19 protein-coding genes and 1 rRNA gene are annotated in these 24,033 nt (G+C 61.6%); 8 read left to right on the forward strand and 12 right to left on the reverse strand.

What is annotated here, in order from left to right:
- Positions 1–79: ribosomal RNA gene (gene rrf, locus AACW30_RS31510) — 5S ribosomal RNA — on the forward strand; the annotation flags it as partial.
- Positions 80–208: 129 nt separating this feature from the next.
- Here the strand turns inward: rrf and AACW30_RS09495 are convergent.
- Positions 209–1,099, reverse strand: a complete 891-nt coding sequence (locus AACW30_RS09495; RefSeq protein WP_119739321.1) for a LysR family transcriptional regulator — start codon at positions 1,097–1,099, stop codon at positions 209–211.
- A 103-nt stretch (positions 1,100–1,202) separates the two neighbouring features.
- Between AACW30_RS09495 and AACW30_RS09500 the strand changes: the two genes are divergently transcribed.
- A complete protein-coding gene (locus AACW30_RS09500; protein ID WP_200624860.1) occupies positions 1,203–2,618 on the forward strand; it encodes an aldehyde dehydrogenase family protein in 1,416 nt (471 codons plus the stop codon).
- Positions 2,619–2,752: 134 nt separating this feature from the next.
- A complete protein-coding gene (mrdA, locus tag AACW30_RS09505) occupies positions 2,753–4,645 on the forward strand; it encodes a penicillin-binding protein 2 (protein WP_106580023.1) in 1,893 nt (630 codons plus the stop codon).
- Between the two features lies 1 nt (position 4,646).
- Here mrdA and AACW30_RS09510 read toward each other — a convergent pair whose 3' ends face one another.
- On the reverse strand, positions 4,647–5,048 hold the full coding sequence (locus tag AACW30_RS09510) for a GFA family protein (protein WP_200624861.1): 402 nt from the start codon (positions 5,046–5,048) through the stop codon (positions 4,647–4,649).
- A gap of 100 nt (positions 5,049–5,148) precedes the next feature.
- On the opposite strand from AACW30_RS09510, the gene AACW30_RS09515 reads away from it, so the two are divergent.
- Complete coding sequence (locus AACW30_RS09515) at positions 5,149–5,616, forward strand: SRPBCC family protein (RefSeq protein ID WP_119739328.1); 468 nt, start codon at positions 5,149–5,151, stop codon at positions 5,614–5,616.
- A 39-nt stretch (positions 5,617–5,655) separates the two neighbouring features.
- Here the strand turns inward: AACW30_RS09515 and AACW30_RS09520 are convergent, their stop codons facing one another.
- The gene (locus tag AACW30_RS09520; RefSeq protein ID WP_200624862.1) at positions 5,656–6,243 is read right to left on the reverse strand and encodes a hypothetical protein; all 588 of its coding nucleotides are present in this window, start codon (positions 6,241–6,243) and stop codon (positions 5,656–5,658) included.
- Between the two features lie 85 nt (positions 6,244–6,328).
- A complete protein-coding gene (locus AACW30_RS09525; protein WP_200624863.1) occupies positions 6,329–8,566 on the reverse strand; it encodes a TonB-dependent receptor in 2,238 nt (745 codons plus the stop codon).
- 217 nt (positions 8,567–8,783) lie between these two features.
- On the opposite strand from AACW30_RS09525, the gene AACW30_RS09530 reads away from it, so the two are divergent.
- The 4 genes from AACW30_RS09530 to AACW30_RS09545 all read left to right on the forward strand — a co-directional run bounded on the left by AACW30_RS09530 (position 8,784) and on the right by AACW30_RS09545 (position 13,182).
- On the forward strand, positions 8,784–11,141 hold the full coding sequence (locus AACW30_RS09530) for a DNA polymerase II (protein ID WP_200624864.1): 2,358 nt from the start codon (positions 8,784–8,786) through the stop codon (positions 11,139–11,141).
- 73 nt (positions 11,142–11,214) lie between these two features.
- On the forward strand, positions 11,215–11,793 hold the full coding sequence (locus tag AACW30_RS09535; RefSeq protein WP_106580029.1) for a GNAT family N-acetyltransferase: 579 nt from the start codon (positions 11,215–11,217) through the stop codon (positions 11,791–11,793).
- Between the two features lie 13 nt (positions 11,794–11,806).
- Positions 11,807–12,439, forward strand: coding sequence for a glutathione S-transferase N-terminal domain-containing protein (locus tag AACW30_RS09540; RefSeq protein ID WP_106580030.1), 633 nt, complete (start codon positions 11,807–11,809; stop codon positions 12,437–12,439).
- 164 nt (positions 12,440–12,603) lie between these two features.
- The gene (locus AACW30_RS09545; RefSeq protein ID WP_106580031.1) at positions 12,604–13,182 is read left to right on the forward strand and encodes a DUF4174 domain-containing protein; all 579 of its coding nucleotides are present in this window, start codon (positions 12,604–12,606) and stop codon (positions 13,180–13,182) included.
- A 108-nt stretch (positions 13,183–13,290) separates the two neighbouring features.
- On the opposite strand, the gene AACW30_RS09550 is transcribed toward AACW30_RS09545, so the two are convergent.
- The 8 genes from AACW30_RS09550 to AACW30_RS09585 are packed head-to-tail and all read right to left on the reverse strand — an operon-like array spanning position 13,291 to position 24,030.
- Positions 13,291–14,346, reverse strand: a complete 1,056-nt coding sequence (locus AACW30_RS09550) for an acyltransferase family protein (protein ID WP_200624865.1) — start codon at positions 14,344–14,346, stop codon at positions 13,291–13,293.
- Between the two features lie 22 nt (positions 14,347–14,368).
- Positions 14,369–15,778 (reverse strand): murein biosynthesis integral membrane protein MurJ, encoded by a 1,410-nt coding sequence (murJ, locus tag AACW30_RS09555; RefSeq protein ID WP_200624866.1) that lies wholly within the window; start codon positions 15,776–15,778, stop codon positions 14,369–14,371.
- 2 nt (positions 15,779–15,780) lie between these two features.
- Complete coding sequence (locus tag AACW30_RS09560) at positions 15,781–17,214, reverse strand: O-antigen ligase family protein (RefSeq protein ID WP_124416930.1); 1,434 nt, start codon at positions 17,212–17,214, stop codon at positions 15,781–15,783.
- A complete protein-coding gene (locus tag AACW30_RS09565; RefSeq protein WP_200624867.1) occupies positions 17,211–18,314 on the reverse strand; it encodes a glycosyltransferase family 4 protein in 1,104 nt (367 codons plus the stop codon). The genes AACW30_RS09560 and AACW30_RS09565 overlap by 4 nt, the downstream gene beginning before the upstream one ends.
- Positions 18,305–19,522, reverse strand: a complete 1,218-nt coding sequence (locus AACW30_RS09570; RefSeq protein ID WP_106580036.1) for a glycosyltransferase family 4 protein — start codon at positions 19,520–19,522, stop codon at positions 18,305–18,307. The genes AACW30_RS09565 and AACW30_RS09570 overlap by 10 nt, the downstream gene beginning before the upstream one ends.
- Before the next feature lie 8 nt (positions 19,523–19,530).
- Positions 19,531–20,859: a cellulase family glycosylhydrolase gene (locus AACW30_RS09575; protein WP_106580037.1), complete on the reverse strand. Its 1,329-nt coding sequence runs from the start codon at positions 20,857–20,859 to the stop codon at positions 19,531–19,533.
- Positions 20,849–22,039 (reverse strand): glycosyltransferase, encoded by a 1,191-nt coding sequence (locus AACW30_RS09580; protein ID WP_200624868.1) that lies wholly within the window; start codon positions 22,037–22,039, stop codon positions 20,849–20,851. Before AACW30_RS09580 ends, AACW30_RS09575 begins: the two co-directional genes overlap by 11 nt.
- Positions 22,039–24,030: a GumC family protein gene (locus AACW30_RS09585; RefSeq protein WP_200624869.1), complete on the reverse strand. Its 1,992-nt coding sequence runs from the start codon at positions 24,028–24,030 to the stop codon at positions 22,039–22,041. Before AACW30_RS09585 ends, AACW30_RS09580 begins: the two co-directional genes overlap by 1 nt.
- Between the last annotated feature and the right edge of the window lie 3 nt (positions 24,031–24,033).

Raw genomic sequence — 24,033 nt, forward strand, 5'->3', positions numbered from 1 at the left:
TCCCGAACTCAGCAGTGAAACGATGCATCGCCGATGGTAGTGTGGGGTTTCCCCATGTGAGAGTAGGTCATCGTCAAGATTAAATTCCAGAGCCCCTGTTTGCTAACGCAAACAGGGGCTTTGTTTTGGGCGGTCGAAAAGAACAAGTGCAAGCGTGCTGCCAATGGGCGTGGATCATACGCGTGCTAGCTGATACAGAACTTGTGTATCAGAACCCTCGCTCCTTGATCAGCTCAATCAGCGCCCTCAACCCGGCCGGTACATGCCGCCTACCAGGGTAGTAGAGACGCAACGAGTCAAACGTTGGTGTCCACTCTTCAAGCACGCGTATCAGCGCCCCCGCAGCCAGGTCTGCAGCAGCATTCCACTCTGTCAAATAGGTCAATCCCATCCCCGCTCTGGCTGCTTGAAGCATTAATGTCGGATTGTCCAGCGTCAACGCACCGTTTACATCTACGGCAATGGACTCGCCGTGACGCTCAAACTCCCAGCGATAGATCGAGCCGCTCGGCATGCGGCTGCGAATGCATTCATGGGCGCTCAAGTCCAGCGGGCTTAAAGGGGTAGGGTGGCTGGCAAAATAGGCTGGGCTGCCCAGTACGGCAAATCGCTGAGGTGGGCTGATATCGACGGCGATCATGTCTTGTGGAACGCTGTCGCCAAGACGGATACCTGCATCGAACCCTTGAGCCACAATGTCGACCAGTCGACCTTCAGTGACGATATCCAGCTTCATCTGCGGATAGCGCCGCATGTACTCCAGCAATAACGGCATCACCTGCTTGGCGGCGCCTGCTGAGGTATTAAGCCGCAAGGTGCCACTCGGTGCCGACTGGCTATTTCCCGCTTGTTCAAGCGCCACGCGAATAGTCGAAAGGGCTGGCGTAATGGTGCTGACAAACTCCGCACCGATTTCCGACAGTGACACGCTGCGTGTCGTACGGTTGAACAAGCGAACGCCCATCCGTGCCTCAAGTGCAGCGATTGAATGGCTCAGCGCCGATGTCGAAACATTCAGTTCCGTCGCCGCTGCGCGAAAGCTGCGATGCCGGGCGACTGCCAGCACCGCCTCCAATTCGTTTAAACCTGAGGTGTTCATTGTCCTAAGTTGCTCATCAAGTCATGCCGATTTATACGGATTATCAGGTCAATGATAGTGGCTTACCGTGAGGCAGACCAATTCGGTGACTTCGGAGATTCCCATGCATCAGATCCACCAGATCTATATTAATGGCCAATTTGTAACGCCTCACGGTGAAGAGCTTTTTGACCTGTTCAACCCCGCCAATGCCCAACGCATTGGTCAGGTTCGCCTGGCAGACGAACGCGACGCTATGAATGCCGTCAGCGCGGCAAAGCAGGCGTTCACCGAGTTTTCGCGCACCACAAAAGCCGTGCGTGTCGACTATCTCAAGCGCATGCACGCCGCCATTGTTTGCGTAGAAGCAGAGCTGACCGAGGCAATCATCGAAGAATATGGCGCCCCGGTATCCCGTGCATCGTGGATGGCCAAGCATGCCGCCAGCGTCTTGCTTGACGCCGCGACCGTGCTGGAGGACTACGATTTCACCCAGCATCTGGGTATCGCAGAGGTGACGATGCAGCCCATCGGTGTGGCCGCACTGATAACGCCCTGGAACAGCAACGCCGGCTTCATCTGCGGCAAACTCGCTGCTGCATTGGCCGCTGGCTGCACTGCCGTGATTAAACCGAGTGAAATGAGCGCCACCCAGACCTCAATCGTTACACGCGCCCTTCATGAGGTGGGCCTGCCGCCTGGAGTGTTCAACATTGTTACCGGCCGTGGTGAAACCGTCGGTGCTGTACTGAGTACACATCCGGATATAGCCAAAGTCTCATTCACCGGCTCTACCGCTGTAGGCAAACAGATCCTGCGCGCAGGCGCTGAAACGTTGAAGCGCATCACGTTGGAATTAGGCGGGAAGTCGCCGGTATTGATTCTCGAAGATGCGGACTTGAAAACGGCTATACCGATGGCGCTTCAGGCCGGGTTCATGAACAGCGGCCAGGCGTGCATTGCCGGCACCCGCATGCTTGTCCCCGCCCAACGCTTGGCTGAAGTAGAAGCGCTGGTAACCGAGCAGGTCGCCGGTATCCGGGCCGGCAACCCTAATGATCCTGCCACCCGCATCGGTCCTATGGTCAGCTTCAAGCAGTGGCAGCGGGTGCAGCGATACATTCAGATCGGCATCGAGGAGGGCGCTTACCTATTGGCGGGTGGCCCCGGCTTGCCTGATGGCATCGACGCCGGCTGGTTCATCAGGCCCACCGTCTTCAGTCGCGTTACCAACCAGATGACCATCGCTCGTGAGGAGATCTTCGGGCCTGTTCTGTCGATCATCCCCTACGATGACGAGGAGCAAGCGCTGACAATCGCCAACGATACGCCCTACGGCCTCCAGGCTTACATTCTGTCCTCAGACCTGCAAAGGGCGCATGCACTGGCCTCCCGTATCGACGCCGGTCGCGTGTTGATCAATACCCTGGCCCACGAGCCGCGTGCACCCTTTGGCGGCTTCAAACAATCAGGCATAGGTCGCGAGTACGGCACCTTCGGATTGGAGGCCTTTCTGGAGCCTAAATCCGTGCTCTCCTGACAAAACAGCATGCCGTTGGGGAAATCGATGCAAAGTGTTTCTGCATTTTTGGTATGGTGCAGCACATTTTCACAAGGATTGATTTTTCATCCGCAGGACGCGGCGTCGACCTTCTTCAACGAGATGCTGTAGAAATGCCTGAACCGATACCGATCAAGGATCACGAAAAAGAAAACCGTCTGGTCAACAAGCGCCTGCTTGCCTGTGCGTTATTGGTCATCGGCATCACCTGCGCCCTGGTGGGCCGCATGTATTTCCTGCAAGTGGTGCAGTACGACTACCACTCCACGATTTCCGAAAACAACCGGGTCCATGTACTGCCGATTACGCCCACGCGCGGGTTGATCTATGACCGCAACGGCGTGGTTTTGGCCGACAACCGTCCCAGCTACAACCTGACGATTACCCGTGAACGCACAACCGACCTCAAGGGTGAGCTGGATGCCATCGTCAACCTGCTGCACCTGCCCGCCGAAGACCGCGCGGTGTTCGACAAGGCGCTGAAGCAGGCTCGTCATCCTTTTGTGCCCGTGACGCTGTTTTACGAATTGACTGAAGAACAGATCGCCGTGCTGGCCGTTAACGAATTCCGTTTGCCTGGCGTGGACGTCGAGCCGCAATTTGTCCGTCATTACCCGCTGGGCGCGCATTTTGCCCACTCGATTGGTTACGTTGGCCGAATCAATGAAAAAGAATCCAAGGCTCTTGATTCGGTGGAGTACCGAGGTACGCAGTCCATCGGCAAGACCGGTATCGAGCGGTTCTACGAGTCCGAATTGCACGGCCATGTCGGCTATGAAGAGGTCGAGACCAATGCGCAGGGCCGCGTACTGCGCGTGCTCAAGCACACCGACCCGATCCCCGGCAAAAACATCGTTCTGAGCCTCGATGTCAAACTTCAGGAAGCGGCAGAAGAAGCCTTGGGCGATCGCCGTGGTTCGGTTGTCGCCCTCGATCCGCAAACGGGCGAAGTACTGGCGATGGTCAGCAAGCCGAGCTTTGACCCTAATCTGTTCGTGACCGGTATCAGCTTCAAGGAATACGCGGCGTTGCACGACTCCATTGATCGGCCGCTGTTCAACCGTGTGCTGCGCGGGCTTTATGCGCCCGGTTCGACCATCAAACCGGAAGTGGCCATCGCCGGTCTCGACAGTGGCGTGGTTACCGCACAAACCCGCGTGTTCGACCCCGGTTACTACCAGTTGCCCGACTTTGACCACAAATACCGCAACTGGAACCACAGCGGCGACGGCTGGGTGGACATGGACGCGGCGATCATGCGCTCTAACGACACCTACTTTTACGACCTTGCCCACAAGCTGGGCATCGACCGTCTGCACGATTATTTGGCCGAATTCGGGCTGGGACAGAAAGTCTCTCTCGACATGTTCGAAGAGTCAGCCGGCCTGATGCCTTCCCAGGCCTGGAAACGTGCGACACGACGCCAGCCGTGGTTCCCGGGTGAAACGGTGATTCTCGGCATCGGCCAGGGCTATATGCAAGTCACGCCATTGCAGCTGGCCCAGGCCACTGCCTTGATTGCCAACAAAGGCGTATGGAACCGGCCGCATCTGGCCAAGACCATCAATGGCGTGCCGCCGGTGGATGAGAACCCGATGCCCAACGTGGTCCTCAAGGACCCGCGTGATTGGGAACAGGTCAACCATGGCATGCAACTGGTGATGCACGACCCGCGCGGTATCGCCCGGGCTGCGGCAGTCGGCGCCCAGTATCGCATCGCCGGCAAGAGTGGTACCGCGCAAGTGGTCGCGATTAAACAGGGCGAGCGTTACAACCGCAACAAGACCCTGGAACGCCATCGCGATAACGCTTTGTTTGTCGGCTTCGCGCCGGCCGAACACCCGAAAATCGTGATCTCGGTAATGATCGAAAACGGTGAAGCCGGCGGTCGTGTGGCGGGCCCTGTGGTGCGTCAAATCATGGATGCCTGGCTGCTCGACCAGGAAGGCCACCTCAAGCCGCAATACGCGACGCCGGCCAAAGCCCCGGGTGACCCGCACGTCTGACTCAGACCTTCCACTCGTCCCAGTGCTCTACACCTTGATAGACGAGCCAAGGCACATCATGGGCCGTCCAGATGTGCGAGGTGGGCCGCACGCCCGGATCATCATCCAGCGTCGCCACTCGCACAATCACGTGGGGCTGATGCTTACGCTCCGCCATCAGATGTGAGCCACATCGCGAGCAGAAATGCCTGAATTTGCCCGGCGACGATTCAAGCGATGACAGCAGCGCTTCGCCCTGCGTCCAACGGAAATGTTCGCGCATCACCCCGGCCGTGGCCACGAACGCTGCTGCATGCACCTTGCGGCAGCTGTCGCAGTGGCAGTGGCTGATGGGCATGTCCAGGCTGTCCACTTGGTAGCACACGGCTTTGCAGAAGCAACTTCCATTCAACGGGTCAGTCATAACGTATTACCTGATCAAGGATGGGGTCATCGTCATCGCGCGCGCACGCCAAGGTTGCGCATTGGTCGATGTCGCCTACTGTCAATGGAGGAGGTGACTTATGCACGTATTAGATCGCATCGAACGAAAAGTCCTGCTCAACGCTCCACGTAAACAGGTGTGGGAAGCCCTCACAGATGCCGAGCAATTCGGCAATTGGTTCGGTATTGCCCTGAAGGGCAAAACCTTTGCTGCCGGGGAAACCCTCGAAGCCCCGATTACCTACCCAGGCTATGAGCATGTGGTATGGAAGGCCAAAATCGAAAGGGTCTTGCCACAAACCCTGTTTTCCTTCTGGTGGCATCCTTATGCGGTCGAGGAGGGTGTCGACTACGACAGTGAAACGCCCACCTTGGTGGAGTTCACCATCGAAGACCGTGCGCCAGGCATTTTACTGCGGGTGGTTGAGTCCGGGTTTGATGCGGTGCCCGAGGCCCGACGCCAGAAGGCCTTCAAGATGAATTCACGTGGCTGGGATGAGCAAATGAACAACATCGAAACCTATCTGGCTCAGGCGCGTCGCGCCTGACTTAACCGGGCATCTTGATGATGCCCGTGTTCATCGCTGTCAGCCTTCGTGAGTTGTGGTGATTTCCAGGGTGTCGGTGAAGGTCACCAGCACACTTTGCCCGACCTTGAGGTCCTTGAGGCCGGCGCGGATCTCCGGTTTTTCAACGTTTAGCACTTTCGTGGCACCGGTGGGGTTTTCCAGGGTCACTTGGTTTTTGTTCAGGTCGATATGGGTAATCTTCAGCTGTACCTGGATCTGACGGAAAGCCGCACCGCCAGGGTGCGGGTTACTGGCCGTGGCACGCACCACGCCGGTACTTTCGCTTGAGTCCGGGGCACTTTTATCTACGTCGGTGTCGAGTACCGCAGCCACCGAATGGGTGGTCAGCACTTTTACTTGATCGCCAACCTTGAGATTGGCCAAGTCTTTGGCGTCATCACTGAGTTGCACATGCACCGGGTTACCCTCGGCACCTTCCAACACCACCTGATGGGTGGCGGCATCGACCGACAGCACCTTGGTGGTCACTTCATCGGCTTCAAGGGATTTGGACAGCGGGATGTCGGCGGCGTAAGCGGCAAGGTTGCCGGCGCACACCAGGGTGACCAGAGCAAGGGCCCGGCGCACGGAGCGAGGTACATTCATTGAAGGGACTTCCATGTGTGAGAAGCCCTTGAGTCTAGTGACGAGTCAGCGATGCGCAAATTCGCTGACCCGCCACGTTGTAACTTTAGAAATCCACCGTCGCCGACAGCTTCGCCACCCGCGGATCGCCCTGGGTCAAATAGCCACCCAGCGCAGATTCCCAGTACTTGGTATTGGCCACGTTCTCCACGGTCGCGCCCAACGTCACTTCGCGCTGAGCCACTTTGAAGTTGTAGCGCGCACCCACATCGAAGCGATTCCAGGCCGGCAGGCTCAGGTTGTTTGCTGCATCGGCGTACTGGCCGCCGGTGCGCAGCATCCGGCCGTTGACGCTTACGCCTTGCAGGCCCGGCACATCCCACTCCACCCCGGCGTTGAGCTGGAACGACGGCACACCAATGGCGCGGTTGCCGTCGTTGGCGCCGTTTGCCGTGCCGTTGACCTCGGTGTGAATAATCGTTGCGCCGCCCAGCAGGCGCAGGCCGCTGACCGGTTCACCGAAGACGTTCAGCTCAACGCCCTTGTTGACTTGCTCGCCCTGGAAGACATAGGTGGCGGTGCCGTCCGCATTCAGCTGGGAGTAACCTTGAGTCGGCTGTTCAATGCGGTACACGCCCAGTGTCGCTCCGTAGGTGCCCATATCAACCTTGACGCCCGCTTCGGTCTGTTTCGAGCGGGCCGGTGCGAAGGTCTGGTTGGCGTTGGTCACGCTGGTGGCGCTGCCAAACGTGCTCGGAGCGGTCGGCCCCGAAGCCAGGCCTTCAATGTGGTTGGCATACAGCGACACATGGTCCCAAGGCTTGAACACCAAGCCATACACCGGTGTGGTGATGCCCTTGGCGTAATTGGCAGTGCGCGTGCCGGTGCCGTACGCATAGCCTTGAACCACCAGTTCCTGGCGGCGCAGACCTGCCGTGAACAGCAGGCGGTCATCCATAAAGCCGAAGGTGTCCGACACCGCTGCGCTGCGGGCGAAGGTCTTGGCGGTGATGCCTGGGTCGTTCAGGTCGCTGCCGGAAGTGAACCCGCCTTTGGCCGGTGCAGACACGTCGGCCGGATTGTAGATATTGGTTGGCTGGCTGCCGGCGGCAAAGTCGAAGGCGTTGCGGGTCTGGGTCCAGATGCCGGTCAGGCCCAGGTTCAACTTGTGGCTGACAGCGCCGGTCTGGAACCTGCCGTTCAGGCCGGCCATCAGGCTGGTGTTGTCTTCCTGGTGCGCGATGTTCGAGCCGCTGACCGTGGCATTCCCCAGCGCGTCGTTCAGGGTGACCGACGAGTAACGCCCCAGTTCGTTGGTGTGCTTGGCACCGCCGGCAATGTAGGCGGTCCAGTTGTCGTTGAGGTCGTACTCGCCCCGCAACATGCCGAACGTGTCTTCGAGGCTGGTGGTGCCCCAGTTCGGCGCGTAGTTGGTGTCGGCAGACGGGGCGTTGGGGATGTGGGTCAGGCCACTGCCGAGCAACACCGTATTGCGCCCGCCGTTCACTTGCTGCTTCTGATAAACAAAGTCACCCGACAGGCGCAACGCATCACCGCGGTAGTCCAGGCCGACCGAGAACAGCTTCGAGCGCTGGTTTTCGTCGTCAACGGCCGTATCGCCTTCACGCTGGGACAGGTTTACCCGCGCACCAAAGCGGTTGTCCTCGCCAAAGCGCTGGCCGATGTCGAGGTGTTCACCCACTCGGCCATCACTGCTGATGTCGGTGCTGAAACGGCGCAACGGCACATCGTCGGCGCGCTTGGGCTGCAGGTTCACGCCACCGCCAATGCCGGAGCCGCCGGGCGTTACACCGTTGATGAACGCGTTGGGCCCCTTGAACACTTCAACCCGTTCCAGGGCGTCGGTGGACATGATCTGGCGCGGCAGGATGCCGTACAAACCGTTGAAGGAAATGTCGTCGCCATTGAGCGGCAGGCCGCGAATCACAAAAGCCTGGGCCTGGTTCGCATAGCCCGATGCCTGACGCACCGACGAGTCGTTGAGCAGCACATCGCCGACGGTTTGCGCCTGCTGGTCGCGAATCAATTTCTCGGTGTAGGAGGACATGCTGAATGGCACGTCCATGATGTCCTGGTTGCCCAGCACACCCAGTTGCCCGCCGCGTGCAACCTGGCCACCGGCGTAAACCGGCGGTAACGCGTTTGGCGCGGGCGCGTCGGCGTTGATGTTGGTGGCACCCAGTTCCAGTGTGTTGCCGTCCTGATGGTTATTCGCATCCTGCGGGGTGACTGGGGTTGCAGCATGAGCAGCAAGGCTCGCGGAGCAGCAAAGGGCGAGCAGGGTAGGGCGAAACGGCACACGAAGTCGGGTACGGGAGGGCATGGTCGATCCTGACGGCGAACCGTCAATGTGAGGAAAAGGGCAACAACGTTGCGCGTCCTCGCTGCGCGGATACGACTCCGGTGCGAATGATAGTGATTGTTATTAATGTTCTGCAACAAATTTATGAGATTGCGGTCTGCGTGCGCGTTAACGTGCCGCGTTTACGCGGATGCCGAGTAGAATCACGCCCTGAAAGCGATTCCTGAGGTGTGGCACGGTGGATTTACAGCAGGGTTTTGTCCTGACCCGGCATTGGCGCGACACGGCGGCGGGTACGGAGGTCAGTTTCTGGCTGGCCACCGACCAAGGCCCTCGGTGCGTGCGGCTACCCGTGCAAACCTCGGTGATGTTTATCCCCGAGGCCTATCGCAAACAGCTCGACTGGTTGCTCAAGGGCGAGCGCGATATCGAACTGCGCCCGCTGCAGCTGTGTGATTTCCATCACCGCCCGGTGTTGGGCCTCTACACGCGCCAACACCGCCAGCTGATGGACCTGGAAAAACGCCTGCGCGCCGCCGGTGTCGATGTCTACGAAGGCGACGTTCGCCCGCCCGAGCGCTACATGATGGAGCGCTTCATCACCGCTCCCGTGTGGTTCGGCGGCGCACCAGACGCCAACGACGTGCTGATCGACGCGCAGATGAAACCCGACCCCGACTACCGCCCGCCGCTGAAACTGGTGTCCCTGGACATCGAGACCACTGCCCAGGGCGATCTTTATTCCATCGCCCTCCAAGGCTGCGGCGAGCGCCAGGTGTACATGCTCGGCCCGCCGAATAAAACCGACGCGGTGGACTTCAAGCTCGACTATTGCGACACCCGCGCGCAACTGCTCGAGCGCCTCAACCAATGGCTCGCCACCCACGACCCCGATGCGATCATCGGCTGGAACGTGGTGCAGTTCGACCTGCGCGTGCTCCACGAACATGCCCAGCGCCTCAATGTGCCGCTGCTGCTTGGCCGTGGCGGTGAAGCCATGGCCTGGCGCGAACACGGCAGCCGCAATCACTACTTCGCGGCGGCAGCGGGGCGGTTGATTATCGACGGCATTGAAGCCCTGCGTTCGGCCACCTGGAGCTTTGAATCCTTCAGCCTGGAAAACGTCGCGCAAACCCTGCTCGGCGAAGGCAAGGACATCTCCACGCCGTACCAGCGCATGGACGAAATCAACCGCATGTTTGCCGAAGACAAGCCTGCGCTTGCGCGCTACAACCTCAAGGACTGCGAGCTGGTCACGCGCATTTTCGAGAAGACCGAGTTGCTCAAGTTCCTGCTGGAGCGGGCCAGCGTCACCGGACTGCCGGCCGACCGCAACGGCGGTTCGGTCGCCGCGTTTACCCACCTGTACATGCCGCTGATGCACCGCCAGGGCTTCGTCGCGCCGAACCTGGGCGACAAGCCGCCACAGGCCAGCCCCGGCGGTTTTGTCATGGACTCGCGTCCCGGCCTGTATGAATCGGTGTTGGTGCTCGACTACAAAAGCCTTTACCCGTCGATCATCCGCAGCTTTCTCATTGACCCGGTGGGCCTGATCGAAGGCCTCAAGCACCCCGAAGCGAGCGAGTCGGTGGAAGGCTTTCGCGGCGCGCGGTTCTCGCGAACCCGGCACTGCCTGCCCGCCATCGTCACGCGTGTCTCCGAAGGCCGTGAAGCGGCCAAACGCGAGCACAACGCGCCGCTGTCCCAGGCGCTGAAAATCATCATGAACGCCTTCTACGGTGTGCTCGGCTCCAGCGGTTGCCGCTTCTTCGACACGCGCCTGGCGTCCTCGATCACGATGCGCGGGCACCAGATCATGCGCCAGACCCGCGAATTGGTTGAGGCCAAGGGCTATGAAGTGATCTACGGCGACACCGACTCCACCTTCGTCTGGCTCGGCAGCGCGCATTCTGCGGACGACGCCAGCCGCATCGGTCGGCAATTGGTGCAGCACGTCAACGACTGGTGGCGTGCGCATTTGCACAGCGAATACGGCCTGCAAAGCGTCTTGGAACTGCAATACGAAACCCACTTCAGCCGCTTCCTCATGCCGACCATCCGCGGCGCGGAGGAGGGCAGTAAAAAGCGTTACGCCGGCCTGGTCGTGCACGCCGATGGCCGCGAAGACATGGTCTACAAAGGCCTCGAAACCGTGCGCAGCGACTGGTCACCGCTGGCCCGGCAATTTCAGCAGGAGCTTTACCAGCGCATCTTCCACCGCCAGCCCCATCAGGACTACGTGCGTGAGTACGTGCGCCGTACCCTGAGCGGCGAACTCGACGACCTGCTGATCTACCGCAAACGGCTGCGCCGCCAGTTGGACGACTACGAGCGCAACGTCCCCCCGCATGTGCGCGCCGCCCGCCTGGCAGATGAATACAACGACCGCCTGGGACGCCCGCGCCAGTACCAGCGCGGCGGTTGGATCAGCTACGTGATCAGCGTCAACGGCCCGGAACCGCTCGAAGTGCGGCAGGCGCCAATCGACTACGACCACTACGTCACGCGGCAATTGCAGCCGGTGGCCGACGCGATTCTGCCGTTCGTGAACGATGATTTTGGCACCCTGGTCGGCGGGCAGATGGGCCTGTTCTAAAACGCTTGCCTGGATGGGATCAGAGCCTGCACTCTTGGCCTCTGACGACCACCCGCAGACGGCGCAGCTTTTCATGACCCAGATCACCTTGACCGGCACTCACGTCGAACTCCAACCCTTGCAGCGAGAGCACGCGAGTGCCTTGCTCGACGCCGCCGCCGACGGCGAGCTGTGGAACCTGAAAGTCACTAACGTGCCCGGCCCGGACACCGTCGAGACGTACATCGACACCGCCTTGGCCGGGCGCAATGCGGGCAGTGTGATTCCTTTCACCATTGTGCGCAAAAGCACGGGTGAAGTGGTCGGCAGCACACGATTCTGGAAGGTCGACCGGGCCAATCGCAAACTGGAAATCGGCCACACCTGGTTGGCGCAATCGACGCAAAAATCTGCGATCAACACCGAAGCCAAACTGTTGCTGCTGACCTACGCCTTCGAAGTCCTCGACTGCGTGCGTGTGCAATTCACCACCGACGAACTCAACGAAAAATCCCGTGCTGCAATCCTGCGCCTCGGCGCCGTACAAGAAGGCATCGTGCGCCACGAACGCATCATGCCCGACGGGCGCAAGCGCAACTCGGTGCGCTTTAGCATCATCGATTCGGAATGGCCGCAGGTGAAGGCCAACTTGCAGGCCAAATTGCTGCGCTAAGGAGGAAACGCCCATGTACACGCTTTACGGCATTGATGAATCCGGCTCCTGCATGATCGAAATTGCCCTGCAACGTTGCGCGGTGCCGTGGCGTCGCATCGACGCCAGTTCCTGGGCAGATGGCGAGGGCAGTGAAGCCCTCGCGCGCATCAACCCGCTCAAACAAATCCCCACGCTGGTCACGCCTGATGGCCAGGTGCTGACCGAAAGCGCCGCCATCCTGATCCACCTGGGCCTGGAATTTCCCGCCTCGGACCTGCTTGCCGGCAACCGCGCACAGATCCTGCGCGGCCTGGTGTACATCGCTGCCAATTGCTACTCGGCCATCGGCATCATTGACTACCCGCAACGCTGGCTGGGCAACGCGGATGAAGCGGCGCAGACGCAATTGACCACCGGCACGCGGCGCTATCTGCACCATGCGTGGGTGGTGTTCGCCCAGCAGTTCGCCGACCAGCTGTTCGCCCCCAATCAGGTGCCGAATGCACTGGGCATCATGGCCGCAGCCGTGTCGCGTTGGGACGCGGCGCGCGAGGTGTTGAGCAACCTGGCGCCCAGCTTTGCGCAGGCTTTGGCGCAGGTGGATGCCGACCCTGTCGTGGCGCCCGTGTTTGCGAGGCATTGGCCGGAATGGGGCGTCTCTTGATGTTTCCGCAATCAGAAGAAACAATCACCGTAGCGCGCGCCCAACCCCTTGCGTAGCAGGCTTCCTGACCTACGCTTCTTAACGAGGTGTAGGAATCATCCTTGAAATTGACTGTCGCAGACATGAAACTCAAGAACCCTGCATGGAATTCAAAGGAGGTGCGCATGCTCATCCGGTCGCTGACCCTGGCTACCTTGATGGCTTTTACGGGGCCGCTGTTGGCCGCGGATGATATCAACCCGCTCAAGCAGGACTTGGGCAAGTCGCGTCCGCTGGTGGTGGTGGAACTTGACTCCGGTAACGAAGCATTGGCGAACCTGAAAAAACAGTTGGATGAGCCTGCCAACAAGCAGTCCTTTGAAGAGCGCAGCATGGTGTTCTACACCGTGAAGTTCGGCAGCATCGGTGCCGAAGGCGAGAAATTTGCCAAGGACGCCAAGGACAACAAAAAGCTCACGCCGCCTGAAACCAACGCGCTGATCCGTGCCCTCAAGCTAGGCGCCGGCAGTGGCACCAAAGTGATTTTGGTCGGCAAGGACGGCGAGAAGAAACTCGAAAAAACCGTGCCACCGGATACCCTCGACCTGAAGGAATTCTTCAGCGCCATCGACCAGATGCCCATGGCTGAAAAAGAACTCGCCGCGCCTGCCGAGCCAGAACCCGCCGCGCCCGCCAAAGGCGCAAAAGCGGCCAAGCCCGCAAAAGCCGGCAGCAAGGCCGCCGCGCCACAGCTTGATGATTGAACCTACATAACCCCTGTGGGAGCGGGCTTGCCCGCGATGACGGAATGTCAGTCAAAACACCTTTGAATGACCCACCGCTATCGCGAGCAAACCCCCTCCCACAGGGGTTTAATGGTTTTCTGAAGGTTTGACGGCTTTGCGCACCGGAAACGGAAAGTAGAAAAACCGCAGGAACGCCACCCGCTTGATCACTTCCCCGATCATCAACGGCACCACCACCGCCACCACCAGGCCCACACACGCCGCCAGAAACGAATGCAGGCCCAGGCGTTCGAGCAGGTCGACAGTCTTGTGCTGGATTTCGCCATGGAAGATCAACAGGATCAGGGTCGACTGGCCGATGTAGGTCATCGCCCGGGTCAGCGGTGCCGACACCATCATTACCCGCGCCAGTGCCCAGCATGCGTACACGCCGATCACCGCCAGCACGCTGGTCCACAGCCAGCTGTCGTAGCGACGTTGCGCCAGGTCCATGGTATCCCACGTAGCAATGAACACCGCGGCAAATAACAGGATCGAGACCAGGCATGTCAGCCACGATCCCGAATGTGTACGCAACCAATCGCGTGCCAGGTAGCCGGCGATGAAGTAGGTGCTGCTGATCAAGGTGATATCCAGGCTGAACGGCAGCCCCGGCAGCACCCAGTTGTGACCGCCGAGCGTCACCGGCATTTGCCAGAACACTGGCAACAGCCAAATTCCGAGAAGCAGCTGCGCCGTGATCAGCACGCAGGTCACCCACAACGACAGCTTCAGGCGCTGGATCAACCGCAGCATCACCCAACTGAACAGAATCGCCACCCAGAAGTGCGGCAGAAACCACATCGCCTGCCACGGAATGGTGTCCACCGAGGCATACAGCACGCCGCCAATATCCGGCAGCAGCGGTTGGCCGCGCAGCAGGGCGCGCACGATGACATACACCAGCATGGTGAAGAAAAACGGCTTGAGCAGCCCGTCAGCCTTGCGCACTGCCATCTCCACGAACGGTTGCTCGGGTTTGAAGAACACGCCGGACAGGAAAAAGAACAACGGCAGGATGAACGAAGCGAGGATCGGATACAGCAGGTCCGACGAGGTGGCGACGAACCAACTGTGGCCAAACACGATCACCAGGATGCCGATGCCCTTGGCGATATCCATCTGAATCCAACGATGCTTCATCTGACTATTCCCGATCGGTCATTCACGCCTTGCGCCACGGCTTCAGCCACAGCCCCATGCCCAGCAACATCACCATGCCCGCCAGGGTACTGAGCCCCAACTGCAGCCATACGCCTTGAATTGGAAACAACACCCACGCCGCCACGCCCATCGCCACCGCACTGAGCAGCCAATGCCGCGCCCACGCCAGGGCGTCGAGCAAACCCTGGCGCTGCATCAGCAGCAAGGCCGTGCAGATCACTCCGGCCAGCGCGGCCAGCGGTATACCCGCCAGGCCAAACACAAAGGGCAGGGCGCCCAGCAGCAGCACATTGACCAGGCTGCCGAGCAATTCACAACGCAGCGGCTGGCGCGTGTCGCCGGCCGCGTAGGCATAGCGTGCGAGCAGGGCGTTCCAGGCACCGAACACCAGCGGCACGGCAAACCACGCCAGCAGCAACGGCAGTGGCGAATCCGCCGATTGCTTGGGCAGCAGCAACGCCACCAGGCTGGGGGCCGCGGCCACCAGGCCGACGCCTGCCGGCAGTGTCAGCACGCTGGCGGTCTCCAGGCCGCGCTTGAGCAGCGCCAGGCGCTCATCGCCCTGGCGCCGGCTCATCATGCCCAGTAGCACCTGGTTGAGGCTCATCAGCGCAATCAACGGCAGGTTCATCAGCTTGCGGGCGAGGTTGACCCAGGTCACCGCCCCTTCGCCGAGCAGCGACGCCACCAGGCGCTCGATCAGCGCCAAGCCCTGGCTGGCGCCATTGCTCAACAGCAGTGGGCCGATGCGCTGGCCCAGTTCGCGCAGCGGCGTAAAGCTCAGTCGCCAGCGCCACGGTCGCCAGCCCTGTCGCCAGATCGAGGGCAGCAACGCCAACGGCATCAACAGGCTGCCGGCCAGGCAGGCGAGCGCCAGAGAATGGGGTTGGGTGGCCGTGCCCGCCACGGCGAGGTAGGTCACCGGTGGCAGGTTGAACAGCAGCGAACCCAGCCCCGCCAGCACAAAACGTTCGCTGGCCTGCAACGGAATACTGAACAGCGCATGCAACATCAAACCCGGCACGCACCAGGCAACGATCTGCAGGTTGCTGGCCGCCAGTGCCGTGGCGCTGGCCGCCAGCCCCGGGCCGAGCAACTGCACCAGCCACGGCGCCAGCAGCGTTAGCAGCAGGCTGGTGACCAACGCAATCAGCATCAGGGCCGGAAACAGCACCGCCAGCCAATCCAGGCGCTCGTCGTCCTTGCGTTGCAGGTACAGCGGCAGCGCGGCGGCGCTCAATACGCCACCGGCCAACGACATGCGCAACGCCTCCGGCAAAAACAGCGCGATCAGGAACGCATCACTGCGCTCGCCCGCGCCCCAGGCGGCCACCAGCAGCCACTCGCGGGCGAACCCCAGGCACAGGCCCAGCAGGGTCGCAAGCGTCAGCCAGACGGCGGAGCCGAGCATGATTAAAGCCGCGCGCCGTCAAGGGCCGGCTTGCGATAAGCCACTGTCTTGACCTGCGGCAGACGCGCCGGGAACAGCCGGCGTGCCTCCAGTACATTGAGGCCAACCATCAGCCAGAACAGCGCCACCATCACCACGGCAAAGCTGAAGTAGTGGTCAAACAACCCGCTGACCAGCGCCGACAGAATCCCGGCAGTGCTGCCCAGCCACAGCGCGTTATCTTTGGTCAGGCGGATCGGGCCTTTCTGCGGGCGTGCTTCACGCCACCAACGCACAGTGACGGCGACAAACAACAGCATGCCGACAATGCCGGTCTTGTAGATGAAGTTCAGCCACAGGTTGGAGATGCCCAGCAAATGCGTGCCTGGCACTGGCGGGTCGACCTTGAAGCCGATGCCGAAAGGGTACGAAGCCACCGCCTGCGGGAACATGCGGTATTCGTCGAAACGTATTTCGGTACTGGCGTTGTCCGACGAAAAAATCGTCGCCAGGCGGTCCTGCAACGGCGGATAGGCCATCACCAGCGCGACCGTCAGCGCCGCACCGATCATCAACAGCCTGCCGGTGTAGGGCACACGCCGCGTCGCCATCCAGATCAGCACCAGCGCCAGGCTGACCATCGCGCCACGGCTACTGGCCAACAGCAATGCGGCGGCGCCCAGGCACGCTACGCCCAGGCCCAGTCCACGCTTCCAGCCTTGTTCGGTCATGCCGTAGCAGAACGCCAACGGCAGCAGCAACGCCATGATCCCGCCGATGGCATTCGGGTGCATCCACGGCGAGCCCATGCGCGATGACATCGCCTCCAGGCCGAATTTCAACATGTCGAAGTTGCCGTAGTTGAACAGCGCCAGGATCGGCGCAATTCCCGCCCCCGACCGGGTGCGCACAAACACCGCAATCGACAACACCAGCATCGCCAGCGTGCCCAGCAGCAAGGCGATCACCAGTGATTCGCGGTGTTTGTAGTCGGTCAGCAACTTGGCGCAGAGGTACACCGCCGACAGGCTCAGCAACCAGCGCAGCCAGTTGGCCACGCCGCTGGTGTCGGCGTGGATCGTGACCTGGCCGACGATAAACGGGAACACACTGAACAGCATCAGCCACAGCAGCATCTGGTCGGTGGGGCGACGTGACAGGCTCGGCGTGTCGGGCACGCGCGACAGAAAGCTGTGCCACAGCACCGCGCCCCAGGTCAGCGCCAGGATCGCCTCGCTCACCGTGCTGCGAATGCCCAGGTTGACGGTCGAGTACGGCATGAAGGTCGCGACGCCGGCGAACAGCAGCAAACCCCAGAACGGGAAGCGCAGGATGGTCACCGCCGCGGCCAGGCCGATCACGGCGAGAAACGCCTTGGCCGGTGAGAGCATCAGGGCCAGCGCGCCGAACAACAGGCCGAACAGGATCGCGACGAGGCTTGCCAGGGAGAGTCTCATTTCAATTCCTCGATCAGTTCAGCCAGGCGCCGGCGATAGGCCTGATGGTTGAAGCGTTGCGCCCATTGCCGGCGTTGTTCAGACGATTCTTCAGCCGCGCGATCCGCCAGCGCCAGCATCAATTGCACCAGCGCCGGGCCGTCGGTGGGCGAGAAGCGAGGTGCAGACGGCGGGGTGATTTCATCCAGCGAGGTGCCGCTGGCCACGGCCACTGGGGTGCCGACGCTCAGGGCTTCGATGACGGGTAGACCAAAACCTTCCGCATACGACGGCTGCCACAGGCGCGAGGCCTGGCGGTACAGCGCGTGCAGCTCGGCATCCGAGACGCCGCTCAGGGCGCGAATGCCCGGCAGGTTGCGCTGGGTTTCGGGCAAATGCTCAAGGCTGCCCACCAGCACCAACGCCGGCACGGCGGGTGACAGGCTGCGGGCCTGCTGCCAGGCGTCGACCAGAAACGGCACGTTCTTGCGCAACTCACGCGTGCCCACCAGCAGCCAGTAATGCTCGGGCAGGTTACGCGCCGTCAGGTCCGCCGCCAGCTCGACAAAACTGTCGACTTGATTGGGCAGCACCCGAATCTTGCCCGCCGCCTTGGGAAACAGCCGCGCGGTTTCATCGGCGCTGTACTGTGACGGCGTCCACACGCGGTCGGCGCTGTGCACCGCGTACGCAATCGAAAGCCGATCGCTGGTCTTGTAGATCAGCGCTTTGAGGCGGTTGGCGTGATAGTTGTTCAACGTGATCTGGAACAGGTCATGCAGCAGCACGACGGTGCGCAAACCTTTGGGCTTGGGCGGCAACGGCAGGCCCATGTTGAACGTGCTGATGTACAGGTCGATCTGCTGCTCGCGCAAGGCTGCCGGCAAAAAGCCGGCCTCAAAGCGCAGACGATTGTGTGGCTGGTGCATCGCGGTTTTCGCGCAGCCCCAGGCCGGGCAGTGCGCCTGCAAGCGGGTTTCATCGCCCAGCGGTGCCACGGTAAACCGCGCCAGTTCCACACCCGGCAGCGTGCGCAGGGCATTTTCCAGGGCGTACACCTGGCGGCTGATCCCCGATTGCGGCGAGGTGCCGACGGTGCGGTAATCCAGGCCTATACGCATGCGGGCTCCTTTTGATTGAGCGGCGCGAGCGTCGCGTATACCTGTTCCAGCTGGCTGGCGGCCACGCTCCAGTCATGCGCGCGGCGTACATAGGCGCGGCCCGCTTCGCCCATGGGCGCGGCGGCGTCGGGAAACTGCAGCAGGCGTACCACGGCGTCCGCCAGGCTGTCGGCGGTTTGCCCACCGAGGTAATCCAGGCCTTCAATCAGGTCCAGGCCCGACACGCCTTGTTCGGTACTCGCCAAGGGCAACCCGGCAGCCAGGGCTTCGAGCACCTTGAGCTTGGAACCGCCGCCGTGGCGCAACGGCGCCAGAAACACCGAACAACTTGATTGCAGGTTCAACAGGTTCGGTACAAACCCTTGCCACTCGATACGCGGGTCCTTCCAACGCTCACGCCAACTGCCGGGCATGCCAAACCCGCACACGCTCATGCGCGCATCCGGGCAGCGCGCCCAGACCTTGGGCAGGATTTCATCCAGGGCCCACTCGATGGCGTCCACGTTGGGCGCGTATTCATAGTTGCCCAGAAACAGCACGCGGCGCGTCGAGGGGTCGGGCCGGGCGGCGGCGAAGTGATCGCAGTCCACACCGTTGACCACCACCGGCACCGGTTTGCCGGCGATCCTGGCCAGCACCTGCGCGTCGCTGTCGGTCACCGCCACCACCTGCGCGGCCTGGCGCATCACGCGGTGTTCCCACCGGCTGTAGCGCCATTGGTCGTAGCGAATAAATGGCAGCGCCCAGCGCGGCAGGCGGTCGTAGGTGGCCGCACCCAGCGCCGATTCAACGTTATGTTCGGTCAGCACGAACGGCTGCGATTGGCGCGCCAGGGCATCTTCATAAGGTTGGAACGTGTAGGTGTGCTCGATCTGCACCACATCCCAATGCTCTTTGAGCAACTGATTGAATGTGTCCTGCAGCGCGCCCGACAGGCCGTTGACGCTGGCCAGCAGCGGGTACGGTGCAAACAGGCCGGCCACCAGGGTTTTCACGCTGCGCAGTGGGCGGCGCGGCAGCACGATCACCTGCTCGAGGAAGGCCTCCAGCACTTGGCGATCGGTCAGCGACACCGGGTTTTTATCATGCAGCAGCAAGGTGATTCGGTGGCCACGCGCGGCCAGGCTGCGCAGCAGATGGAACTGGCGCGTCTTGCCGCCGCTGGTGGCGGGCCAGGGCGAGTAAGGCAGGATCCATAAAATGCGCATGGCGGGCTTCAATCCCATAACAGAATTTGCAGGTTCGACTTGACCGGGACGGTCAGCCCATTGGTGCCGCTTACCGGGGTTTGCGTCCCGCGCAGCGGGTCGTACAGGGTGGCGCTGGTGAGGCCAGGCAAGTGTGCGTTGCCGCCTTCGGCCGACCAGAAGAACCACAGTTTGTGGCCGTCGGCGCGGGTCCAGCCAATGCTGAACAAGCCGTCGGGCAATTGGTCGGCGGCGGGCGGATCGCCGGGCGTGAGCTGCGGCCCGCTCACATCGAGGAAGTTTTTCAAGGCGGTATAGACCGGCTTGGGGTTGGCGTCGATGTCGAGCAGGCCGTAGAACTGGTCACGCACACTGGCACGCTGGTCGAGGTCGCTCAAGGTGAACAGAAAGATCCGGTCGTAATCCATCGCGCTCATCAGTGCTACCCGGCGTACCACATAATCAGCCTGGCCCTGCAAGGTGATCAGGTCCTGGGCGTCTTTTGGCCCGGGGTAGGTTGACCAGCCCCACTCGGTGCTCCACAGCGTTTGCACGCCGCTATTGCGCAGCGCCTGGTTGAGCGCGGTGGTTTTGGCGATAAAGTCCAGGTTGGACGGATCGTTGCCCTCGGGCAATTGCGTATAGGGATGGTAGGAAATCACCGTGTTCAGGCTGGCCACCCCCAGGGCGCCGAGGGCGTCAAGCATGGTCTGGCCGTTGGGCATTTCGCTGAAAAACGCCATGCCGGCAGCCACCACCGGTTTGTTCGCGTCCACCGCGCGCAAAGCGGATGCGGTGGCTGTCAGCAAGGCGGCGTAGCCCGCGGGGTCGGCCACCGGGCGCCAGAAACCGAGCAAATTAGGCTCGTTCCACACCTGCCACGCGTTGACGCTGGGGTAGCGTTGCGACAACAGCGCCATGCGGTTGGCGAACACGTTCGGGTCTTTGGGCGGGTACTGGTCCTGATAGGGCGCACCGGCTGGCGCGGTGGTCGCGAAGGGCGCCGAACCGACGAGGTAGAACACCGACTTGAGCTGATTGGCCTGCAGGTTGCCGACCAGTTGATCCAGGGTTGCGACCTGATACTGGCCCTCGACCGGCTCCAACTGGTCCCAGTGCAAATCCAGGCGTACCCACTCCAGGCCCAGTGCCTTGAGGCGGTCGATCTGCTGTTGATACAGCGTGGGGCTGAACCACAGGAACTGCGCGTTCACGCCCAGAAAATCCTTCCACACCACCACCTTGTTGCCCTTGAGCACATGGTTTTCGGCGTCGGCCTGGCGGCCCCACAGGAAGGCCGTTAGACCCAGTGCGGCAATGACCGCAAGGGTCGCAAGGTAGGTCCGTTTACGCGGCATAAGGGGCTCCCGCAATCGCCTGCTCAAAAAGGTGCTTGAACTTCTGCGCGGTCAACGGCCACAGGCGTTCGCGGCCAATTTCACCGGCACGTTCGGCCCAGTCGCGGGCCAGCGACGGCGTGCGCGCCAGGCGCAGCAATTGTTGGCTCAACGCCGCCACATCGCCCTGGGGATAGATCGCGCCGTTGCCGCTGGCGACTTCTTCGGCAAACGCACGCGCATCCGAGGTGATCGCCCCGCGGCCGCACGCAGCGGCCCAGGACAGCGCGCCGCTGGTGCCGCGCTGGCGCCCCAGCAGGCCGAGTTTTTTTGATTCGCGATACGGCAGCACCATCACGTGGTGCGCCTGGATCGTCTGTGCAATCTCGCTGGCCGGCAAGTTCAGCCGCCAGTCGATGGCGCCCGCCAGGCCGAGTTCGGCGATCTGGCTGTTGAGCTGCTCAAGGTAGTTGCCGCCCGCGCCAAACGCCATTTCGGCGGCAGTGCCACCGGCCAGGGTCAGGCGCACACGGTCACGCAATTCGGGGGCTTGCTTGAAGACGTCCGCCAGCGCTTGCAGCAGGTCTTCAATGCCTTTGCCACGGTAGATAAAACCGAAGTACAGCAGGTGCAGGGTGTCCAGCGCCGGTAACGGCGCGGGAGCGATAGCCAGGTTGGCGTGGTTGATCACCGCCACTTTGCCGGCCGGCAGTTGCATGCGCTGGCTCAGGCAATCGGCGCCCAGGCGCGTGAGGGTAATCAGCCGCGTCAGGCCTTGGGCGACATGGCGTTCTTCGCGCAAGGTCAGCGGGTCGGCCAGCACCACCGCCGCTTGCGGCAATGGGCTGGGCAAACGTTCCAGCAGGTTCAGCGGAAAAGGCAGTTGCTCGCGTCGCCAGACGATACGTTCAGGGTCATGCACCGTCGCCGTCAGCGGCAATTCGGGGTAAGCCTTGCGCAGCTCGCGCAGGGCCAGGAACTCCCCCAGCCGGCCGCCGCCCAGTTCGGCGTGCACCAGGTCCACACTGCGCCAGTCGAAGGCGGCGATGGCCTGCCGGATGGCTTCGCTGTTGCCTTCCACGCCGCTCAACGGTGTCGCCACCGTCACGCCCAGCTGCTCCAGGGCCGTCTTGAAGTGGTTCGCGTAGTCGGCGATCCCGTTTTTCTCCGGCGGCAAAGGGGCGAGCAGGGCGATGCGCATCAGAACGCCCCCCGGTATTTGGCGATGGTTTTAAGCACCCTGGCCGGCACTTCGAATTTGCGCCGGTTGATGATGATGCCGTCCACCTTGCCAAACGCGGTGTTGAGGATCGACAGCGCGTGCTCCACCACCGGCACTGTGCTTTTCTGCGCTTCCACCACCAGGGCAATCAGGTCGGCGCGGCGCAGGTTGATAAAGGCATCGCGGTTGTCCAGCAGCGCAGACGCATCCAGCAGCACCACTTCGCCCGGAGCGGCCGGTTCGACGCCGCCAACCCGCACCGAAATGCCGTTCTCCTGCAGCAAGTGGCGCAGTTGCTCCACCACAAAGGTCACCCCTTCGCCGTGGCGCGCCGAGGTCAACCCCAATGTCAGGCCTTGCTCGGCCACGCGGTCCAATTGCAGCAAGCCGTACAGGCGGTAAATGCTCGCATTGAACGCGTTGGTGCTCTGCGCGGTGCTGGTGTCCAGTTCCGGCAAGGTCGTCCACAGGGGCAGGCCGAACTTGCGTTCCACCAGCCCGCCATCGTGAATGCGCTGGTCCAGCAGGTAGCACAGGTAGATCACCAGCAAACCGACGACGATGGCAAACGGGATCGCCAACAGCAGCATCAGCAGGGTTTTCGGGAAGATGCGGCCGGGGTTGAGGGTGGCTTCTTCAATCACCGCAATGTTGCTGATTTGGCTGTTGTCCAGCTCACGGTCGATGCGCGATTTTTCCAGGTTGTCCACATACAGCGCGTAATTGCGCTCGGTGGCGCTCAGCTCGCGCGAAAGACGCGCCAGCTCCGGTTCAATCTCCAGGGCCTGCTTGCGCTGGGCTTCGAGGTTCACCAGCTGTTTCTGCTGTTGCACAAGCTGAGTGCGCAGGGCCAGGTTGTTGCTCGACTCGTCCAGCAGCACGCGCTGCAAGTGAATTTCCAGGGTGTTCGGTGCGCGGTTTTCCGAGGCCTGCACCGTGTTGCTTTCATTCGCAACCTGGGCCTGCATCGCCCGAATCGACGCGTCCAGAGCTTTGACGGGCGGCGCGTTGTCGGTGTAGGTGCGCATCATGTCGGCCTTTTCCAGCAGCTTCTGGTTAAGCAGGCGACGCAAATCCTGCTGCTGCGGGTTCAGTGCGATCTGGCGCACCGTGGTGACTTCCTTGGGCTGACCCTTGAGCTGGTCGCGGGTGCTCTGGATGGCGCTGTCGGAAGACGCAATCAGGCGCGCGGTGTTGAAGGTCTCGCCGCGCAACACGTTGATGCGCTCAGACAAGTCTTCCAGGCGATCGGTGATGCTTGCCGCGCCGATTTCGTTCAAGTGCTTGAGGATTTGCTCCTTGTAGCTCTTGATCTCGGTGGCGCTGGTGTTCACCTGACCTTCATAGAAGGCGTAGAGGCTCTTGCGCCCCAGGGCCTGGGTACGTTCGGTGATGTACGTGTCGACCCAATCCTTGACCACTTGCTGGGCGATTTGCGGGTCGCCCCAGGTAAAGCTGATGTCCATCACCGTGGAGCCCACGGCGTGGCTGACCTCGAAGTTTTTCTCCAGGCTCGCTGCCAGGCGTTCCACCGGCGTGGTTTTTTCGAGGATGCCGACAGTTTCCAGCACCACGCGAATACCGTCGAACACCGCGCCCACGCCTTCCTTGACGTAATACTTGCTGCGCTTCCAGAAGCCTTCCGGCGGCGGCGCGTTGGCGATGACTTCCAGGTAGTGCTCGGCCACCGTGCGTACGATCGGGCGACCGGTCAGCAAGCGCTCTTCATCGACAATCGGGTCACGCTGGGTGCTGGGCATGACCAGCGCCTGACGGTTGCTGATCTCGATGGGCAAGGTCGAATCGCGCCCCGGCTTGACCAACAGGCGCGCGGTGGATTCGTACTTGGCCGGCAGCAAAAAGGCCCCCAGCAAGATGATCACCAGCGCCGCGATGGCTGCCAGTTTGAACTCATGCCGGAAGATGAAAAACAGGCGCAGAAGATCACGAAAAGAACGGATCTCGATCATGGG

The sequence above is a fragment of the Pseudomonas sp. MF6747 genome (assembly GCF_963890955.1).
GTDB lineage: Bacteria > Pseudomonadota > Gammaproteobacteria > Pseudomonadales > Pseudomonadaceae > Aquipseudomonas.

Coding starts and splice junctions, on each gene's coding strand:
- AACW30_RS09495 (WP_119739321.1), bottom strand. CDS start 1,099: ATGAACACCTCAGGTTTAAACGAATTGGAGGCGGTGCTGGCAGTCGCC.
- AACW30_RS09500 (WP_200624860.1), top strand. CDS start 1,203: ATGCATCAGATCCACCAGATCTATATTAATGGCCAATTTGTAACGCCT.
- mrdA (WP_106580023.1), top strand. CDS start 2,753: ATGCCTGAACCGATACCGATCAAGGATCACGAAAAAGAAAACCGTCTG.
- AACW30_RS09510 (WP_200624861.1), bottom strand. CDS start 5,048: ATGACTGACCCGTTGAATGGAAGTTGCTTCTGCAAAGCCGTGTGCTAC.
- AACW30_RS09515 (WP_119739328.1), top strand. CDS start 5,149: ATGCACGTATTAGATCGCATCGAACGAAAAGTCCTGCTCAACGCTCCA.
- AACW30_RS09520 (WP_200624862.1), bottom strand. CDS start 6,243: ATGAATGTACCTCGCTCCGTGCGCCGGGCCCTTGCTCTGGTCACCCTG.
- AACW30_RS09525 (WP_200624863.1), bottom strand. CDS start 8,566: ATGCCCTCCCGTACCCGACTTCGTGTGCCGTTTCGCCCTACCCTGCTC.
- AACW30_RS09535 (WP_106580029.1), top strand. CDS start 11,215: ATGACCCAGATCACCTTGACCGGCACTCACGTCGAACTCCAACCCTTG.
- AACW30_RS09540 (WP_106580030.1), top strand. CDS start 11,807: ATGTACACGCTTTACGGCATTGATGAATCCGGCTCCTGCATGATCGAA.
- AACW30_RS09545 (WP_106580031.1), top strand. CDS start 12,604: ATGCTCATCCGGTCGCTGACCCTGGCTACCTTGATGGCTTTTACGGGG.
- AACW30_RS09550 (WP_200624865.1), bottom strand. CDS start 14,346: ATGAAGCATCGTTGGATTCAGATGGATATCGCCAAGGGCATCGGCATC.
- murJ (WP_200624866.1), bottom strand. CDS start 15,778: ATGCTCGGCTCCGCCGTCTGGCTGACGCTTGCGACCCTGCTGGGCCTG.
- AACW30_RS09560 (WP_124416930.1), bottom strand. CDS start 17,214: ATGAGACTCTCCCTGGCAAGCCTCGTCGCGATCCTGTTCGGCCTGTTG.
- AACW30_RS09565 (WP_200624867.1), bottom strand. CDS start 18,314: ATGCGTATAGGCCTGGATTACCGCACCGTCGGCACCTCGCCGCAATCG.
- AACW30_RS09570 (WP_106580036.1), bottom strand. CDS start 19,522: ATGCGCATTTTATGGATCCTGCCTTACTCGCCCTGGCCCGCCACCAGC.
- AACW30_RS09575 (WP_106580037.1), bottom strand. CDS start 20,859: ATGCCGCGTAAACGGACCTACCTTGCGACCCTTGCGGTCATTGCCGCA.
- AACW30_RS09580 (WP_200624868.1), bottom strand. CDS start 22,039: ATGCGCATCGCCCTGCTCGCCCCTTTGCCGCCGGAGAAAAACGGGATC.
- AACW30_RS09585 (WP_200624869.1), bottom strand. CDS start 24,030: ATGATCGAGATCCGTTCTTTTCGTGATCTTCTGCGCCTGTTTTTCATC.